The 17,862-nt window shown below is 59.7% G+C and carries 19 protein-coding genes, 1 pseudogene and 1 riboswitch; of the genes and pseudogenes, 4 read left to right on the top strand and 16 right to left on the bottom strand.

Annotation, left to right across the window (positions count from 1 at the left end; all coding sequences use genetic code 11):
- Positions 1-17: 17 nt before the first annotated feature.
- The 3 genes from ASD50_RS20360 to ASD50_RS23565 form a co-directional block, all read right to left on the bottom strand.
- Entirely contained in the window at positions 18-1,475 is a 1,458-nt protein-coding gene (locus tag ASD50_RS20360) for an AMP nucleosidase (RefSeq protein ID WP_244484598.1), read from the bottom strand.
- Positions 1,476-1,594: 119 nt separating this feature from the next.
- A complete protein-coding gene (locus ASD50_RS20355; RefSeq protein WP_056245493.1) occupies positions 1,595-1,789 on the bottom strand; it encodes a hypothetical protein in 195 nt (64 codons plus the stop codon).
- Between the two features lie 20 nt (positions 1,790-1,809).
- Positions 1,810-1,965 (bottom strand): hypothetical protein, encoded by a 156-nt coding sequence (locus tag ASD50_RS23565; RefSeq protein ID WP_164480452.1) that lies wholly within the window; start codon positions 1,963-1,965, stop codon positions 1,810-1,812.
- A 170-nt stretch (positions 1,966-2,135) separates the two neighbouring features.
- On the opposite strand from ASD50_RS23565, the gene ASD50_RS20350 reads away from it, so the two are divergent.
- The gene (locus ASD50_RS20350) at positions 2,136-2,840 is read left to right on the top strand and encodes a glutathione S-transferase N-terminal domain-containing protein (protein WP_056245490.1); all 705 of its coding nucleotides are present in this window, start codon (positions 2,136-2,138) and stop codon (positions 2,838-2,840) included.
- 56 nt (positions 2,841-2,896) lie between these two features.
- On the opposite strand, the gene ASD50_RS20345 is transcribed toward ASD50_RS20350, so the two are convergent.
- Positions 2,897-3,238, bottom strand: a complete 342-nt coding sequence (locus ASD50_RS20345; RefSeq protein WP_056245487.1) for a DUF2147 domain-containing protein — start codon at positions 3,236-3,238, stop codon at positions 2,897-2,899.
- Positions 3,239-3,665: 427 nt separating this feature from the next.
- On the opposite strand from ASD50_RS20345, the gene ASD50_RS20340 reads away from it, so the two are divergent.
- Positions 3,666-3,932, top strand: a complete 267-nt coding sequence (locus ASD50_RS20340; RefSeq protein ID WP_056245483.1) for a sel1 repeat family protein — start codon at positions 3,666-3,668, stop codon at positions 3,930-3,932.
- A 259-nt stretch (positions 3,933-4,191) separates the two neighbouring features.
- Positions 4,192-5,313 (top strand): ABC transporter substrate-binding protein, encoded by a 1,122-nt coding sequence (locus ASD50_RS20335; RefSeq protein ID WP_056245824.1) that lies wholly within the window; start codon positions 4,192-4,194, stop codon positions 5,311-5,313.
- 84 nt (positions 5,314-5,397) lie between these two features.
- Here ASD50_RS20335 and ASD50_RS20330 read toward each other — a convergent pair whose 3' ends face one another.
- From ASD50_RS20330 to ASD50_RS20300, 7 genes are all read right to left on the bottom strand, one after another.
- Complete coding sequence (locus ASD50_RS20330; RefSeq protein WP_056245481.1) at positions 5,398-7,344, bottom strand: acetyl/propionyl/methylcrotonyl-CoA carboxylase subunit alpha; 1,947 nt, start codon at positions 7,342-7,344, stop codon at positions 5,398-5,400.
- 83 nt (positions 7,345-7,427) lie between these two features.
- Positions 7,428-9,035, bottom strand: coding sequence for a carboxyl transferase domain-containing protein (locus tag ASD50_RS20325; protein WP_056245479.1), 1,608 nt, complete (start codon positions 9,033-9,035; stop codon positions 7,428-7,430).
- Positions 9,036-9,037: 2 nt separating this feature from the next.
- Complete coding sequence (locus ASD50_RS20320; protein ID WP_056245476.1) at positions 9,038-10,201, bottom strand: isovaleryl-CoA dehydrogenase; 1,164 nt, start codon at positions 10,199-10,201, stop codon at positions 9,038-9,040.
- The gene (locus ASD50_RS20315; protein WP_056245473.1) at positions 10,170-10,823 is read right to left on the bottom strand and encodes a TetR/AcrR family transcriptional regulator; all 654 of its coding nucleotides are present in this window, start codon (positions 10,821-10,823) and stop codon (positions 10,170-10,172) included. Before ASD50_RS20315 ends, ASD50_RS20320 begins: the two co-directional genes overlap by 32 nt.
- Positions 10,824-10,902: 79 nt before the next feature.
- Positions 10,903-11,433: a hypothetical protein gene (locus ASD50_RS20310; protein WP_244484592.1), complete on the bottom strand. Its 531-nt coding sequence runs from the start codon at positions 11,431-11,433 to the stop codon at positions 10,903-10,905.
- Positions 11,434-11,548: 115 nt separating this feature from the next.
- Positions 11,549-12,301 carry a CbtA family protein gene (locus tag ASD50_RS20305; RefSeq protein WP_056245467.1) on the bottom strand — a complete coding sequence of 251 codons (753 nt, stop codon included), beginning with the start codon at positions 12,299-12,301 and terminating at the stop codon, positions 11,549-11,551.
- Positions 12,302-12,311: 10 nt separating this feature from the next.
- On the bottom strand, positions 12,312-12,521 hold the full coding sequence (locus tag ASD50_RS20300; protein ID WP_056245463.1) for a CbtB domain-containing protein: 210 nt from the start codon (positions 12,519-12,521) through the stop codon (positions 12,312-12,314).
- Positions 12,522-12,523: 2 nt separating this feature from the next.
- Positions 12,524-12,667, bottom strand: a riboswitch (adenosylcobalamin (AdoCbl) riboswitch).
- A 108-nt stretch (positions 12,668-12,775) separates the two neighbouring features.
- Between ASD50_RS20300 and ASD50_RS20295 the strand changes: the two genes are divergently transcribed.
- Positions 12,776-13,342, top strand: coding sequence for a histidine phosphatase family protein (locus ASD50_RS20295; protein ID WP_056245461.1), 567 nt, complete (start codon positions 12,776-12,778; stop codon positions 13,340-13,342).
- A 42-nt stretch (positions 13,343-13,384) separates the two neighbouring features.
- Here the strand turns inward: ASD50_RS20295 and ASD50_RS20290 are convergent, their stop codons facing one another.
- The 5 genes and pseudogenes from ASD50_RS20290 to ASD50_RS20270 form a co-directional block, all read right to left on the bottom strand.
- Complete coding sequence (locus ASD50_RS20290) at positions 13,385-14,491, bottom strand: pyridoxal phosphate-dependent aminotransferase (RefSeq protein ID WP_056245457.1); 1,107 nt, start codon at positions 14,489-14,491, stop codon at positions 13,385-13,387.
- Between the two features lie 137 nt (positions 14,492-14,628).
- Positions 14,629-16,224: a tetratricopeptide repeat-containing sulfotransferase family protein gene (locus ASD50_RS20285; protein ID WP_244484591.1), complete on the bottom strand. Its 1,596-nt coding sequence runs from the start codon at positions 16,222-16,224 to the stop codon at positions 14,629-14,631.
- 285 nt (positions 16,225-16,509) lie between these two features.
- Positions 16,510-16,836: a porin gene (locus ASD50_RS20280; RefSeq protein ID WP_413813913.1), complete on the bottom strand. Its 327-nt coding sequence runs from the start codon at positions 16,834-16,836 to the stop codon at positions 16,510-16,512.
- A gap of 62 nt (positions 16,837-16,898) precedes the next feature.
- Positions 16,899-17,411 (bottom strand): porin (locus ASD50_RS20275; RefSeq protein ID WP_244484590.1); only part of this gene is annotated, 513 nt, incomplete at its 3' end.
- Between the two features lie 3 nt (positions 17,412-17,414).
- Positions 17,415-17,862: pseudogene (locus tag ASD50_RS20270) on the bottom strand (porin); the annotation flags it as partial.

The following is a 17,862-nucleotide window of genomic DNA, read 5'->3' as shown; positions in this document are numbered from 1 at the left end:
GCCGTTCGAGCTGACCTCTACTGGAATGCTGTTTCTGAGAAACTTCGCAATTTGCGCGAGTGCAGCCGTTCCATCGGCATCTCAGCCAGCTTTTCCATTGCCCGGATGCCGATCGTGAGATGCTGGGCCACCTGTCGCTTGTAGAATTCTGTTGCCATGCCCGGCAGCTTCAATTCGCCATGCAGAGGCTTGTCGGAAACGCACAGCAACGTGCCGTATGGCACTCGGAAGCGGAAGCCATTCGCCGCAATTGTCGCGGATTCCATATCGAGCGCAATGGCGCGTGATTGTGAAAGTCGCTGGACGGGGCCGCGCTGGTCGCGCAGTTCCCAGTTGCGGTTGTCGATGGTGGCGACGGTGCCGGTGCGCATGATGCGCTTGAGGTCGTAGCCCGAAAGCCCCGTAACTTCCTGCACGGCCTCCTGAAGCGCTACCTGGATTTCCGCCAGGGGCGGGATCGGCACCCACACGGGCAGGTCGTCGTCAAGGACGTGATCCTCGCGCACATAGGCGTGGGCAAGCACATAGTCGCCCAACGCTTGCGTGTTGCGCAGGCCCGCACAGTGGCCGAGCATCACCCACGCATGCGGCCGCAGCACAGCTATATGGTCCGTAATCGTCTTGGCGTTTGAGGGGCCGACGCCGATATTGACCATGGTGATGCCGCCATGGTTCGGCTTCTTCAGGTGGTAGGCAGGCATTTGTGGCAGCCTGAATGCGGTGATGTCGCTTGAGTGGCTCTCACCGGCTTTTGTTACCGTGTTGCCTGGCTCGACAAACTCGGTGTAGCCGCCGCCACCCGCCGCCATCAGCTCGCGAGCCCGGGCGACGAACTCATCTATGTAGAACTGGTAGTTGGTGAAGAGTACGAAGTTCTGGAAATGATTTGGCGTGGTCGCCGTGTAGTGCGACAGCCGGTGCAGCGAGTAGTCGATACGCTGCGCGGTGAAGGGAGCCAACGGCCGTGCCTCGCCGAGCGCTACCTCGAAGGTGCCGTTGGCGATCTGGTCGTCGGTACCGTCGAGGTCCGGCACGTCGAACAAGTCGCGGATCGGGCGGCGGATACGCTCGGCCGCTGCTCCATCGACATAGCTGCCTTCGAGGAAGGCAAAATGCAGCGGTATAGGCGTTCTCGATTCCGAAACCACTACCGGAACGCCGTGATTGCGCATGATCAGGCGAAGCTGCTCCTCGAGATAGCTCTCGAACAGGTCCGGTCGCGTTATCGTGGTTGAGAAGTGGCCCGGCGTCGGCATATGTCCGTAGGCTTGGCGTGAATCGACCTGCGTGAAGGAATTGGTGACGACGCCAACTTCCGGATAGAAAGCCCGATAACGGGTGTTGATGTCGCCGCCAGACGCCAGTGCGGAAAATGAGTCTCGCAGGAATTTTGTATTGCGCGCGTAGAGCATTTGCAGGGCTGCGACTGCTTCTGCGGGGTCGTCGAAATTTTGCCGGGCAAAAGGCTCCGGCATCACGACGTTTTCAATGGCTTGCGGATAGATTCGATTTTCCATGGCTCACTATAGAGCCTTGTCCAGACGGTTGGGAGGGGGTGGCATTCCTCCGTTGATGTCTTGGTTCACTCTTTCCCTTAGCCGCGTTGCAAGCTCACAAGAAGGACGAAACCGACGCCGTTCTTCTTCAGGGCTGGAGCTTCGATGGTAGAGCCTGCATGGTCACGCATGCTGGGCACCGCCAGAACTGGAGCCGCCAGCACGAGCAGAATGCAAATAGCGCGCGGCAGCAACCGCAGGGCTTTTCTGGCATTGTTGAAGAAGTTGTTCATGACGGCGATCCAGATCTTGGTTAGCGGCCGAACGGGCCGCAGGCGGTGAAGCAAGTGCCTGACCGGGCCTCGTCCCAATGCCTGGGCTGGCGGCTGGCTTCCGCAACGATGATCGCAAAGCCAATGCCGAACAAAGTCGTGAGCAGACAGACGATGGTGAAACGGCGAGCAAGCATGTCGGTCCCCTTTGTTAGGTTCGACAATGCTCCCCTGGCCCTGAACCGCCTCTGAGAGGGCCGTTCATCTTCGGTTCAAATTTATTGACGCGGTTTTGACGGCCATGCGCCTTGCGTCAACCGGCACGAGGCCTATGTGCAAGAACACCTGTTAATTCGGAGAAACTGGAATGACATCGCAGACAATGCCAATTGAGCTCTACTACTGGCCAACTCCGAACGGCCACAAGATTTCGATCATGCTTGAGGAACTTGGCGTTCCCTACGCGATCAAATACGTGAATATCGGTCGTGGCGAACAGTTCGAGCCGTCGTTCCTGAAAATCTCTCCGAACAACCGCATGCCGGCGATTGTCGACCCGGAAGGGCCGGATGGAAAGCCGATTTCCGTTTTCGAGTCCGGGGCCATCCTGCAGTATCTGGGCCGCAAGTTCGGCAGGTTTTATCCTGCTGACGAGCGCGGCCGCAGCGAAGTCGATCAATGGCTGTTCTGGCAAATGGGCGGGCTTGGTCCGATGGCCGGACAGGCACATCATTTCCGCCAGTATGCTCCGGAAAAGATCCCCTACGCCGTCGATCGGTACACCAATGAGGTCAACCGGCTTTATGGCGTCATGAACAAGCGCCTCGCTGATCGGGATTTTCTTGCCGGTGAGTACTCGATCGCCGACATGGCCGCATTTCCGTGGGTGCGCCCCTACAAGAACCAAGGCCAGGACCTTGCGGATTTTCCCAACCTCAAAAGGTGGTTCGAGGAAACAGCGGAGAGGCCTGCCGTGGTGAAGGGTGTCGAAATCGGCCAGGAACACCGCCGCAACTTGGCCGACGACAAGGAAGCGCAGAAAGTTTTGTTCGGTCAGAAGGCGCGAGCATAGCCAAACAGGCGTAAAGCTGTCGGCGAAACCGGCAGCTTTGCGAATTCAACTGCCACTCACTGGCGGGCGAGATTCTCGCTCTTGCAGATCAGGCCACCGAGCACACAGCCGGACAATGACAAGGTGTTTCCCGACACACTTGCCTTGCCATTGTAGGTCTTGCCTTCGTCAAGCTTGTTGACCGTGCCCTTGTAGTCGCCATTGCTGCCATTCATGCAGCCTATCGACTTACCTTTATATTCACCGGTCATCACCGTGCCACAGAATTTGGTTCCGCTGCCGGCATAGGAGATCAAGGTGCCGTTCGGGCGTTTCCACGTTCCTTCAATGGGATCGGCCCAAGCCGATCCAGCCGCCATGAGAATGGCGATTGCTGCCAAGCAAGACTTATAAAACATCGTCTCCTCCCTGTCGGCCAGTGCGGTTCAACCCGCTTTGCCTCTTACGCAAACGTAAGCTAATTCAGTCTTCACCAAAGAAAAAGCGGTGCCGCAACGGAAAGCGGCACGTTTTTTTTGAGCTCTTTTTGCCCCGCATTGCCATTGGATTGTATCCGTTGCGATGGGCTCATGCTTTTCTGTGGTTAGCGAAGTCTTGAACTGCACTTTGAGCATTTTCATCAATCTGGACGAAAAACCGCACGGTTGCTGGATTTCTATCCTTAACGAATTCCCACGTTTACCTATTGTTTTAGCTTTGTTTTCTTCAAGTTAAGCACGTCATTTAACGACGGATTCAAGCACCTGCTGCATTCTCCAAACCATCGAACGGGCAGCCTCCACGGACCAAACAAGGCGGCGCTCAGGAGCAGGACAGGGGATTGAAATGGCACGTTTTGAAATGCTTGAGGCTGGCTTCGGCACGATGGGCGCCACGGCGCAGGCCGACATCCTTTTTGAACTCGGCATGATGTACGCAACTGGTCGCGATTGCGAGGTCGATCCGGTTGCTGCCCACAAATGGTTCAACATCGCAGCGATCAAAGGTTCGGCCCGAGCGGCAGAATTGCGCTCCGAATTGTCGGCGACCATGTCGAAGATGGAAATTGCCCAGGCGCTGCGCGAAGCGCGTGAATGGATGACGATGCACTGACAATTGCCATGCCGGGCTGCTCCAACAGCCCTGGCCAGGAACAGGGAAGGCAAACGGGATTTCGTGGCGCGGGGGCGTCGGGGAAGCTTGTGCCAGCAAGGCCGCGACCGATCGAAACAAGATCGGCGCGGCTTTTGCTTTTTGCCGCAGTCGCTGAAATCGCCGTCTCTGGACAGCCATGATGAAACAGGCAAATGTTGCGCAGCATCGAACCAGCGCAGCCGTCTTTGGCGTTGCGCAAGCAAGGGAGAGCAACGCGATGAAGAGCAAGTTTCTGGCCGGCGCCATTCTGGGCCTGGCTCTTGGCACTACGGCAGCCTATGCCGAAGACATTACAATTGCTGTTGTCGGGCCGATGACGGGGCAACTCGCCACCATTGGCGACCAGTTCAAGCACGGCGCGCAGGCGGCTGCTGATGCCATCAACGCCGCCGGCGGCGTCAACGGAAATCAGATCAAGCTTTCCATCGAGGACGACGTTTGCGACCCGAAGCAGGCGGTTTCGGTTGCCAACCGCATTGTCGCCAACGGCGTCAAGTTCATCGATGGCCACGCCTGCTCCGGTTCGAGCATTCCGGCTTCTGCCGTCTATGCCGAATCGGGCGCGTTGATGATGAGCCCGGCTTCGTCCAACCCGGTTCTGACCGATGACGCGGCAGCCAAGGGCTGGCCGACGATCATGCGCCTCTACACGCGCGACGACGCACAGGGCAATTTCATCGGGCCGTGGATCGCCAAGAAATATGCCGGCAAGAATGTTGTCATCCTGCACGACAAGAGCGCTTACGGCCAAGGCATCGCCGATGCTGTTCGCGCGACGATGAACGCCGGTGGCCTGAAGGAAGTCATGTATGAGGGCATCAATGCGGGCGAGAAGGACTATGCCGCGCTTGTCACCAAGTTGAAGGAATTGAAGGCCGATGTCGTCTATTTCGGCGGCTATCATCCGGAGGCCGGCCTGATCCTGCGCCAGACGGCGGAGCAGGGCTTCAAATTCCAGCTCATCATGCCTGACTCCATTGCATCGCCGGAATTCTGGCAGATTTCCGGCCCGGCGGGCGAGGGTACGATGTTCGTGTTTCCGTCCGATCCGCAGGCAAAGCCTGAGGCCAAGGAGGCGGTCGAGAAGATCAAGGCCGGCGGCTTCACGCCGGAGGGCTTCACGCTGTTTTCCTACGCTGTCGTCCAGGCCGTCGCCGAGGGTGTGAAGCGTGCGGGCACCGATGACCCGATGAAAGTTGCCGAAGCGCTGAAGAATGGCGAGCCGATCAACACGGTGGTCGGACCTGTCACCTTTGACGAAAAGGGCGACCTGAAAAATGCCAGCTATGACATCAACCAGTGGCACGACGGCAAATACGCCCCGATCCCACAGGATTGATACTGTCGCGAGACAGAAAAGAAATGGCCGGGGCGACCCGGCCATTTTCGTTTTCCCAGTCTGCTCCTGCGAAAGCGCCGCCTGTCAGGCCTCTTCCACAAACTTGACCAGAACCGTGCCGTCGCTGACCTGCTCGCCCTCAGCGGCTATGTCGGCAATTAGACCATCGTGCGGAGCCGCGATGGTGTGCTCCATCTTCATCGCTTCAAGGATCAGCAATGGCTGGCCCTTGGTCACGTTCTCACCTTTGGCTGCCCGTACGACCTTCACCAATCCCGGCATGGGTGCGCGCAGGCTGCCCGTTCCAGCCAACGCTTCGTCGGCACGGCCCAATGGATCCGACACTGAGAACGTGTGGCCGACTGCCCCCTCGAACACGGTGACGTGCCCCGGCCAGCGCGCCACGCGCTGATCCTTGACGGCAGCACGCTTGACGATCTCACCGTACAGCCTGACGGCAGCGCCGTCGGTTCCAGTCATGAGCCTGGCCGGAACCTCATGCTCGCCATACTTCAAGCGGATTTCACGCTCGAGCCCGTGGAAATGGGCATATCCGCTGATTCCCGACCATGGGTCATTCGAAGCCTGCCGTTCATTGAGACCCGATGCGGCAAACGCCGCAGCGGCCACCGCAGTGGAGTCCGGCAAGGGGAGGGCCGTCAACGCGTCCTGATGCCTGCCGATCAAGCCGGTATCGACATCGCCGGCCGAGAAATCCCGGTCGCTTGCCAATGCGGCAAGGAAGGCGGTGTTCACCGTCGAGCCGGCAACTTCCGTTCCAGCCAGTACGTCTCGCAACGCCGCAAGGGAGGTTTCCCTGCTGCTGGCGTGGACGACAAGCTTGGCGATCATCGGGTCGTAGAAGGGTGATACGCTGTCGCCAGCACGCACACCGGTCTCGATGCGCATCGAAGCGTCCTGCGGGGGAACATCGGGGAATTTCAGGTGATGCAGCGTTCCGGTAGCCGGAAGGAAACCTTTCGTGGCGTCTTCGGCATAGAGGCGCGCCTCAAAAGCGTGGCCGTTGAGCGAGATTTCATCCTGCGTCTTCGGCAATGTCTCCCCGGAAGCAACCCGCAACTGCCATTCGACGAGATCAACGCCGGTGACCATCTCGGTCACCGGATGCTCCACTTGCAGACGCGTGTTCATCTCCATGAACCAGAAGCGGTCGGCTTGCAGGCCCTGCGAAGCATCGACAATGAACTCGATGGTGCCGGCTCCGGAATAGGAAATGGCCTTGGCCGCCGTCACCGCCGCCTCGGTCATGGCCGCACGCAGTTCCGGGGTCATGCCGGGAGCCGGAGCCTCCTCGATGACCTTCTGGTGACGGCGCTGAGCCGAGCAGTCGCGCTCGAAGAGGTGGACAGCATTGCCATAGTTGTCGCCGAACACCTGCACTTCGATATGGCGCGGCTTGTCGACATATTTTTCGACCAGCACCCGGTCGTCACCAAAGGCGGTCTTGGCTTCACGACGCGCGCCGGATAGCGCCTCGGCAAAATCGTCCGGGTCATCGACGCGCCGCATACCCTTGCCGCCACCGCCGGCTCGCGCCTTGATTAGTACGGGATAGCCGATCTCGCGTGCCTTGGAGGCCAGCACCACGATCTCCTGAGCCTCGCCGTGATAGCCGGGCACAACTGGCACGCCAGCTTTTTCCATCAGTCGCTTGGCTGCATCCTTGAGGCCCATCGCGCGGATCGAGGTGGCTGATGGGCCGATGAAGGTGAGGTCTGCCGCCACCACCTGATCGACGAAATCGGGGTTTTCGGACAGGAAACCGTAGCCGGGGTGGATTGCTTCCGCACCCGTCTCCTTCGCGGCCGCAATGATCTTGTCGCCGCGCAGATAGCTTTCTCCGACCGGGGAAGGGCCGATATGAACTGCTTCGTCCGCCATCTGGACGTGCAAGGCGCGAGCATCGGCATCGGAATAGACGGCCACTGTTTTCACGCCCAGCCTGCGAGCAGTGCGGATGACCCGGCAGGCGATCTCGCCGCGATTGGCAATCAGGATTTTAGAGAACATTAGTGCAAACCTCCCGAAGCCGTTTGCAGGGATGAAAGGGCGTGGGCGAAGTTCATTTGTAAATCTTGTTCAAGGCGCATCGGTCACATCCTGAACACGCCGAACTTCGTTTCCGGGATCGGCGCGTTGAGCGCGGCGCTGAGGCTGAGAGCCAATACATCCCGCGACCTTGCCGGATCGACGATGCCGTCGTCCCACAGCCGCGCAGAAGAGTAGAGCGGATGGCCTTCGCGCTCGTATTTCTCCAGCGTCGGTTGCTTGAAAGCGGCTTCTTCCTCGGCACTCCAGGTGCCGCCCTTACGCTCAATGCCTTCGCGCTTGACCAGGGCGAGCACCATCGCCGCCTGCTCGCCGCCCATGACCGAAATGCGCGAATTCGGCCACATCCACAAAAACCGCGGGGAGTAGGCGCGGCCGCACATGCCGTAATTGCCGGCGCCGAACGAACCACCAATAATCATCGTGACCTTCGGCACTTGCGCGGTCGCGACCGCCATCACGAGCTTGGCGCCGTCCTTGGCGATGCCGCCAGCCTCGTATTTGCGGCCGACCATGAAACCGGTGATGTTTTGCAGGAAGACCAGCGGAATACCGCGCTGGCAGCAGAGCTCGATGAAGTGCGTGCCCTTAACTGCCGACTCGGAAAACAGCACGCCATTGTTGGCGATGATGCCGACCGGCATGCCGTAGAGGTGGGCGAAGCCCGTGACCAACGTAGTTCCGTAATTCTGCTTGAATTCATCGAACTCCGAGCCGTCGACAATGCGGGCAATGACTTCGCGCACGTCGTAGGGCTGGCGCATGTCGGTGGGTACAATGCCGTAGATTTCATCTGGTGCATAAAGCGGCGGGGCAGGTTTCTGCAGGCTGAGGCCTATCGTCTTGTTCCGATTCAAGTTCTTCACGATGCGGCGGGTGATGGCGAGCGCGTGCTCGTCATCGACGGCGAGATGGTCGGCAACACCGGATTCGCGCGTATGCAGGTCGGCGCCGCCAAGGTCTTCTGCGCTGACTTCCTCGCCCGTCGCAGCCTTCACCAGCGGCGGGCCGCCGAGGAAGATGGTCGCCTGCTTGCGAACCATGATCGATTCATCCGCCATCGCCGGAACATATGCGCCGCCGGCAGTGCATGAACCCATGACGCAGGCAATCTGCGGGATGCCCGCCGCCGACATGGTGGCCTGGTTGTAGAAGATGCGACCGAAATGATCGCGATCGGGGAATACCTCGTCCTGGTTGGGCAGGTTGGCGCCGCCGGAATCGACGAGGTAGATGCAAGGCAGATTGTTCTGAAGGGCGATTTCCTGCGCCCGCAGGTGCTTCTTCACGGTAAGCGGATAATAAGTGCCGCCTTTCACCGTGGCATCGTTGACCACCACCATGACTTCACGGCCTTCGACGCGGCCTATGCCGGCGATCATGCCGGCGGACGCGATGTCGCCGCCGTACATGTCGAAGGCGGCGAACTGGCCGATCTCCAGAAAAGGCGAGCCGGTGTCGAGCAGTTGCGCCAGCCGGTCGCGCGGCAACAGCTTGCCGCGGGTTACATGGCGGTGGCGGGCTTCCTCCGAGCCGCCACGCTGTACATGCGCGGCTTTTTCCGAGATGTCGGCGACGAGCGCCCGCATCTTTTCGGCATTGCTGCGAAAGGTTTCGGAGGAGGGGGAGAGTTGCGAATGCAGGACGGCCATTGCTAGACCTCTTCGGACATCATCTCGCGGCCAATCAGCCAGCGGCGGATTTCAGAGGTGCCGGCACCGATCTCATAGAGCTTGGCATCGCGCAGCAGGCGGCCGGTCGGGTAATCGTTGATGTAGCCGTTGCCGCCCAGGAGTTGGATGGCGTCGAGCGCGCACTGCGTCGCCTTTTCCGCTGCATAGAGGATGCAGCCGGCGGCGTCCTTGCGGGTGGTCTCGCCACGGTCGCAGGCGGACGCCACGGCATAGACATAGGCGCGGCAGGCGTTGAGCGTGGTGTACATGTCGGCAAGCTTGCCCTGGACGAGCTGGAAGTCGCCGATCGGACGGTCGAACTGCTTGCGCTCGTGGACGTAAGGAACGGCGACGTCGAGGCAGGCGGCCATGATGCCCAGCGGCCCGCCGGCAAGCACCGTGCGCTCGTAGTCGAGGCCGGACATCAAGACTTCGACGCCGCGCCCTTCTTCACCGAGTACGTTCTCGAACGGCACTTCGACATTGTCGAACACCAGTTCGCCGGTGTTGGAGCCGCGCATGCCGAGCTTGTCCAGCTTCTGCGCCACGGAGAAGCCCTTGAAGCCCTTCTCGATCAGGAAGGCGGTGATGCCGCGCGATTTCCGTTCCGGGTCGGTCTTGGCATAGACGACGAGCGTGTCGGCATCCGGTCCGTTGGTGATCCACATTTTTGAGCCGGTGAGCACGTAACGGTCGTTTTTCTTCTCGGCGCGCAGCCGCATCGAGACGACGTCGGAGCCGGAGCCCGGTTCGGACATGGCGAGCGCCCCAACCGCTTCGCCCGAGCAGAGCTTCGGAAGGTACTTTTCCTTCTGCTCCTGAGTGCCCCAGCGGTTGATCTGGTTGACGCACAGGTTGGAATGCGCGCCGTAGGAAAGGCCGACCGAGGCGGAGGCGCGGGAGATTTCCTCCATCGCCACGACATGGGCGAGGTAGCCCATGCCGGTGCCGCCGAAGGCGGGGTCCGCCGTCATGCCGAGCAGGCCGAGCGCGCCGATCTCCTGCCACAGATGGGCCGGAAACTCGTTGCTGCGGTCGACTTCCGCCGCCAGCGGCGCGATCTTTTCCTGGGCAAAGCGCTGGACGAGATCGCGAAGGGCGGCGACGTCCTCGTCAAGCCCGAAGTTCAGCGCGTGTGTGTACATGGTTTTGCTCCCGGCTCGTTGTTGCGCCGACAAGGCGCCCAACGAGGCGCATTGTCATGGAAAGATAGGTCTCTGTCACGCCGGCCACCGACAGCCGCTCGCCCGGCCGGAACCAGACGATGACGCCGGTCATCATCTGGATCAGCGCCATGGCCGTCAGCCCGGTGTCCTCGATGGTAAAGCTGCCGTCTTCGCTGCCCTCGCGCAGGATGGTGCGCAGTTCCTTCTCGTAGGCGGTGCGCAGCTTGAGGACCTGCGTCAGCCGCTCGGGCGAGAGGCTGCGCAATTCCATGTTGGAAATGTGCGTGGATGGCCGCCGTTCAATATGGAACGCGATGTGGTTGGTGACATAGGCGATGAGGCGCGTCGTCGGGTCCGAAGTTGCGGGGCGAGCATCGTTCCAGGCGCCAAGCAGGGCGTCCATATGCTCGTGCATCAGGCTGAACAGAAGGTCTTCCTTGGTGGGGAAGTAGCGATAGAGCGCCGCCGCCTGTACGCCGACCTCGGCCGCGAGCTGGCGCATCGACACGGCCTCGTAGCCGTAGCGCGCGATCAGCTCGACCGCTGCCTCGCGGATCGCCGCTTCGGTCTTTTCGCCGTCTGAACCGGTCGTGCGTGCCATTATTTCTCCAATGGCGAAATAATAAAACGAACGTTCAATTAATTCAAGAGGCGATAGCTATTTCGCGGGCAAGCCGGGTTTAGCCGAGGCGGTTCGCGGCGTCGGGTTTTCGTCTTGTCATGCCGGCAAGGACAAATGGTCCGGCTACAAGCACCGCAGCTAGGCCTGAAAAGGCAGCTAGGCTAGGCAGATGAGCGGGCACTTCACCCAGGTCAGGGCGGACGAGGCTTGCCGTGTTGAAGGATTCCGCGCTGTACTGGCACTGCACGAAAGAAGCCTGGTTGCGCACCATGTCGACATCGATACGCGAAATCAGGTCTTCGACGGCCTGCCTGTCGGGCGATGTCTGGCGCATATAGGCGAGTAGTTCGCGTGCCGCTGACAGATATGCGTGGCTGCATTCGTTGAAGGGGCTGGTTTCGTCCTTCAGGCTACCAGGTACCAAACCCCAAAGGCAGTATGTGTACTGGATGGCGCCGAAGTTCTTCAGTCGGTGGAAGGTTTCGTCGGTGCGGCTTTGACGCTCGGCCAAGTCAAGTATTTCGTTGCGATAGTCCGAAATCACGGCCATCTGGCCGTGCGAAAGGCTGGCTATTGGGATGCCGCTCATGTCGCCATCGGATGTTCGCCGGTGGGCAAGTGCCTCTGCGGACGCCAGCGCGGTGAGGCCGAGGCAAAGGATGGCAGCGGTGCATTTCGAGTGGGAAACGCGCCGCCGCATAGTTCTAGCGCAAGGTTGCGCGGTGGCTTGAACGGCTTGCGAAGCTCTTTTCTGCAAGAGCTCCGAATGCCAAGCCGATGACAGTCCAAAGCACGGCGTGCATGCCGAGCGAGGAGGTGCGGAAGCGCCACAAAAGATCGGCCGAATAGCCTTCCGGGATCTCGTTGATCGTCGGCAGCGCGCACTGGACGACGACCATGATGGCGATGAAGGCCGCAGCGCCGGCAATTCCGGCATTCCAGGCACCATGTTGGGCCCACAACCGCCGGGCAAGTGCAACGGCGGCAACCGAAGCTGCAATCGAGATCAGCAACATCACGAAGAACAGTTCCGTTCGTGCGCCGATGGTTTCAGGATTGCCTACGGCCGGCGGCGTTGCCGGGTATTTCAATGCGGGCGCAAGGACGATCGCAATGAAAGCGCCCAGTGCGAGCAGGGCGGCTGTGGCGCGCGGCCCAAGCGGACTAATCCGCCCGTAGACATAGGCAAAGACCAGCGCGAACAATCCGCCGATGGCGGCGCCATAGATGACGGAACCCGTCAGCAGGCCGATGCCTGCCTGCGTACCGCGGCTGACCAATTCGGGCTCTTCTTCAGCCGCTTGCCCGGAAGCAGCTGCTTCCGCCGAAGCCATCTGCTCTTCATAAGCAATGGCGCGGTCGATTTGGGGTTCACCGAAAATACGTGCAAATCCAAATGCAAACAGCCCTGCCAGGATGCCGACCAGCATCCCGCGCAACAATAGACTTCCAACCATTTTCAGTCTCCTAGTGGCAGGGGAAACCGAGCAAATGGCGGGCGTCATGAACGAATTCATGCGTGTTCAGCCCCGAGACAAGCGTCATGGCGCCCTCTTCGGAACCAATGAAGTAAATCGCGATCAGCAAGAGCAGTCCGCCGAAAACCGCCCAAGGCAGGATTTCGCGCACAGGAATAGGCTGAGGTAGCGCACTTGGTGCGTAGGCGATATCGGACATTTCATAGCTCCTGGGATACTGCGTCCCGTTGATTCAGTGCCTGGTAGCGAGAAAAGTCCTGACTCTCGGCAATTTGCCGATCACAGTGGCGCGACCGTGCCGGATTTCCACCGGCTTCCAAACCCGTTACCTGTCAAAACAGTACCGGTGCAGTCCATGACTGTCAATGAAATGCGCAGTTGATAGGAGATAGAAGGTTCAAATCCCCGGGCGCGTAACTCATTAGGGTCTTTGGGATAAAAGCCGGAGTCATCATGACTACGCGATTGACCTTTTTGTGCAGTGGGGCAACCGAGGCTAATCGGAAGGGAGCCTTTCCGCTGGACGAACCGTTGGAGCCAAAAGCTGCCGAAGCCGCAGCAGTGCTCGCAGTCAGGTTGCGCAGGGCCGAGCGTGTGTTGACCAGCCCGCTGGTGCGAGCGACCCAGACGGCAAAGGCGTTCGCATTGGCAAGCGAGCCAGTTGAAACGCTGCGCGATCAGGATTTCGGCCGATGGGCAGGAAAGAGGATTTCCGAAGTACAGCAGTCGGAGCCGGAAGCGCATGCGATTTGGCTAAACGATCCGGAAGCCGCGCCACATGGCGGCGAATCGCTGGCCGAAATGGCGGCAAGAGTTGTGCCTCTCTTGGATGAACTCATGGCACTGAAGGGACATACGGTTGCCGTAACGCATCCGGCCGTGATTCGCTTGGCGGTTGTCAGTGTTCTGGGAGCGCCTATGCCTGCCTTCTGGAAGATCGATGTCGAACCGCTAAGTATTACCGAACTCACCGGCGACGGCAGGCGCTGGGCACTGAGGATGAGCGGCCGGAACAGCTAACTGGCTGAATCGAAAATGTAACCCGACACGCCTAAACCGGCGTCAGTTGCCCCGTGCGGTAGCCAGAGCACCCGGCAATTCTTCGGAAAAAATATCCAGTTCGTGATCGAGGCCGACACTTACACGGATGCAGCGGTCGAGACCGGGTGCCATCGGTTTGCGGATGAAGACATCCCGCGCGAGCATCGCTTGCAGCAATTTGAGGGCGAAAGCGCCATCGCGCCCGCAATCGATGGTGACGAAGTTGGTGGCTGACGGGAGAGGAACGAGCCCGTTATCCATAGCAGCCGTAGCAATCTTCTGCCTACCGGCAGCGACACGATCAACAACTGATGCAAGGTAAGCTTGGTCTGCCAGTGCGGCTTCGCCGGCGATCTGGGCCATGCGGCTGACACCGTAGTGATTGCGGATCTTCTCGAAAGCGGCGATTACCTGAGCTTCGCCAACCGCATAACCGCAGCGGATGCCCGCGAGACCGTAGGCCTTGGAGAAGGTCCGCATCCTGACCACGTTGGGTCGCGCGACATCGATCGGCGGCACAGCGGAGGCTGGGCCTAGTTCGCAATAGGCTTCATCAAGGATAAGCATGGTCGTTTCAGGTAGCGCTTCGATGAAGCGTTCGATTTCCGCTGCCTCCCACCAACTCCCCATCGGGTTGTCGGGGTTGGAGAGGTAGACCAGCCGTGCATTTTCCTTGCGCACCGCGGAAAGCAGTCCGGCAAGGCTTTCCCTGTCGTTCTCATACGGAACTGCAACCAGCCTTCCGCCGACGCCAGCGACATGGAAATTGAAGGTCGGATAGGCACCGAGTGATGTAACCACCGGCTCGCCGGGGGCGAGATACATACGCACAATCAGGCCGAGCAGGCCGTCAATACCTTCGCCAACGACAACATTTTGCAGTTGGACACCGTGGTGTGCCGCGGCAGCGACTTTGAGGTCATAATTGTCCGGGTCGCAATACATCCACATGTCGCGGGCGACTTCACTCATTCTGGCTATGACAGCGGGGGACGGGCCGAAACTGCTCTCATTGGCACCGATGCGAGCCTTGAAAGCCCTGCCGCTGGCACGCTGCTGCGCCTCTGGCCCGACAAAGGGAACCGTGGAGGGCAGTGCTTCGATGAGCGGGGTAAGGGGCGGGAGCATGAAATACCTGTTCGGCTTGGGTCAGTTCAATGGCTGGCAGTTTCCAGCTGGCCTTTCCGGTCCTGCGATATTGCTGCGCCGTCAAGGTTCGGGGAAAAATACCTAAGCCGTCCTTAAGTTACGGGCACATACTGGATCTAGGTCAATCTCTCGATCAGAGGTTGGAGCCTGTCGCCATAGCGCTTCCACAGGTTGACCGAGCCCTTGTACATCGGCTGGCGAACCTGTACGGCCGAGGCCGTGCGTACTGGCCGGTCGGTTTCATGGAAATTCAGGCAGGCTTCGTTCCACGGCAGCCCGAGGTGGCCAATCAGCGTGCGCGTTTGAGCCTCCTGATCGGCAACAAAATCCTCATAGCGCACGTCGTGGATCACACCTGGCAATACTCTGCGCCAGTGCGCCATTATGTCGGTGTAGAGGTTGTGGAAGTCCGCCAGTTCCTCAAGATCATAGCTGTAGGCGTGGCTATCACCGCGGAAATGCGTTTTGAAGATCGACAGGCATGTCGCAACGGCATCGCGCGCGCAGTGAACGATCCTGGCGTTCGGTAGCATCATGTGCAGGAAACCGATCAACATGAAATTGCCCGGCATCTTGTCGGTGACGTGCTTGCTGTCCGGATAATGCGCATGCAGCATTTGGAGATAGTCATTGCCTGCGTCGGCAAAAACTCTGTCCGGCATGTTTGCAATACCGGCCGGGAAGCCACCTTTCATATCCAGCGGAAAATTCCCGCCCACTGCCATTTTCAGGATCGATAACTCGCCGGCACCGCAGACTTCGGGGTGGCTGGCGATGATCTGTTCCACCAAGGTTGTTCCGGAGCGTGGCATTCCAACGATGAAGATCGGCGTCTCGTCGCGGATTGTGCTCGGTTTCCGCTCCCCGAAAAACTCAGCATTAAACGCTGCCTTCATTGCCTCGAAATCGGCACGGGTACGTGCCTTGTCGTATTTCACCCGCTTACGGTAAATGGCATTGCCTTCGGTGAAGAAATCAAAGGCACGATCATAGACCTTGAGGTCGTCATGGGCCTTGCCGAGCCCGAATGAGAGTTGCATTCGCTCGAGGCTGTCAGCGGCGGACCGCTGGTGCTGTGCCTGCATCGCGGCAAGTTCAGCATCGGCGTTCTCTTGCTGCTTGACCCGGGAAAGCATGAGCCAGGCTTTTGCCAGACCCGGCTGCACCGATAGGGAAGCACGAAACTGCATTATTGCTTCGGCAATCTGGCCTTTTTCCATCAGGCAGACGCCAAGCCCGTACAGAAGGTCGGCATCCTTGGGCCGAATAGACAAGGCTTCGCGGAACACCTCGATAGCGGTGTCCAACTTACCCGCTTCCTGCAGCGTTTCAGCCAACCCGATTCGGGCGCGCATATGAAATGGATGCAGGCTGATCGTGGCGCGAAATGTCTCTTCAGATGCCTCGAATTGACCGAGCTGCCGTTGCATGGAGCCGAGATTGTCTCGTGCGCCAAGATGGTCCGGCCTTTGCGCGATTGCTTTGCGGAAGGCTTCCGCGGCGGCATCGAGATTGCCCACGTCGCGCAGGACTGTGCCGTAGTTGTTCAGGAAATCGGGATTGTTCGCAGCTCCTTTGACGGATCGTGCGACCAAAGTCACGCCTTCCGGGCGGCCGGCCTGGTGCAGGAGAAGGCCGAGGAAATGCTGTGCGGCGACGTGATTTGTCTGTTGGGCGAGAACTCGCCGGTAGAGCGCCTCGGCATCTGCCAATCTGCCGGATTGATGCAGAGCCAGCGCCTGCTTTACCTGCTGGTCCAAAGCTCCGCCGACCGGCGGTTGTCCACCTGCTCCCCCCGTGGTGCTCCTGGCACCCTGCTGTCGTCTCAAAGCCCGGTTTATGATCGACCTGCCGCGTTTGGTGAGCCTTTAGCGGGTCTAAGCCAATACGCCGGAGGCTTCAAGGTCGGGGAGGGCGCTTCGCAGCCTTTCCCGAAAATGGAAACGGCCCGTGATCCGAAGATCACGGGCCGCAATTCAGATCAGCTTGTCAGCTGATTAGAACGAGCGCTGGAAGCGCAGGATGCCGCCGATGCCATCATCAACAGGCGTATCGTAGTAGTCAACTTCAGCCGTGACGACGAAGCCCGGGACAACCGTGTAAGCAACGTTGGCAACGACACCAAGGGTCTCAGCGTCGTCATACGAAGCCTGAAGGTTGAGCGCGGTCTTGTCGTTGACCTGGTAAGAGGCACCGCCCCAGACAGCCCAATCGCCACCCCAGTTCTTGTAGAAGTTCTGGCCGCCGTTCAGAGCATCGGTGACGTCATCCGACGTACCCCAACCGCCCATCACGAAGAGCGAGAGCTGCTCGGAAGCGTTCACGTCCAAGCGAACCTTGCCGGTGAACTCTTCCCAGTTGCTGTCGTAAGCGCCGACAGCCGAGNAGTACGAAGCCGCTTAGCCCCGTTAACAACTGCATTGCCACCCATCACGAAGAGCGAGAGCTGCTCGGAAGCGTTCACGTCCAAGCGAACCTTGCCGGTGAACTCTTCCCAGTTGCTGTCGTAAGCGCCGACAGCCGAGATGCCGCCCCAGCCCTGCGTGTACTTCGCGCCGACAACAACGTGCGGAACGTAGCTATCAAGCGTGTCAACACCAGCGCCTTCTTCGAGCGAAACCACGGCGGAGAAGCCGTTGCCAGCGTCGAAGTAGTAGCTGATCAGGTTGGTGCCGAAGGGACCGTAAGGAACGATCGTATCGTCGATGACGTTGCCAGCGTAGCCGGTGAAGGTCGAGAACACCGACTCGTCCTTACCAACGCGGAGACCGCCGAGCTGGATCCAGGCGAAGTTCAGGGACCAGCCTTCGCCATCGTAACCGTCGCGGCTGTTGAAGCGGTTTTCGGTGTAGGTCTTCAAGGTGCCGAGCTCGGTTTCCGAACCGGTCCAGGTGCGCAGCGNCCGACTCGTCCTTACCAACGCGGAGACCGCCGAGCTGGATCCAGGCGAAGTTCAGGGACCAGCCTTCGCCATCGTAACCGTCGCGGCTGTTGAAGCGGGTCTCAGTGTAGGTCTTCAAGGTGCCGAGTTCGGTTTCCGAACCGGTCCAGGTGCGCAGCGAGAGACGAGCCTGCTTGTGGTAGGTGTCGTTCAAGCCATCGCCACGCAGGTCGAGGACGTCATTGTGGCCTTCACGGTCACCAACGCCGATGTCGTAACGGACGTAGCCACCGATGCGCAGGCAGGTCTCGGTGCCGGGAATGTAGAAGTAGCCAGCGCCGTACACGTCGCAGATCTTGACGTATTCAGCCGGTTCCGGCTCGGCGACGACGACAGCGTCGGCGGCGCGCGCACCGGAGACTGCGAACAGGGCCGCAGCGGAGCCAAGAAGAAGGCTCTTAATGTTCAT

The organism is Mesorhizobium sp. Root552, assembly GCF_001427285.1.
Lineage (GTDB): Bacteria > Pseudomonadota > Alphaproteobacteria > Rhizobiales > Rhizobiaceae > Mesorhizobium.
Note: the sequence above shows the minus strand (reverse complement) of the source record. Positions and strands in the feature narration are given on the sequence as shown.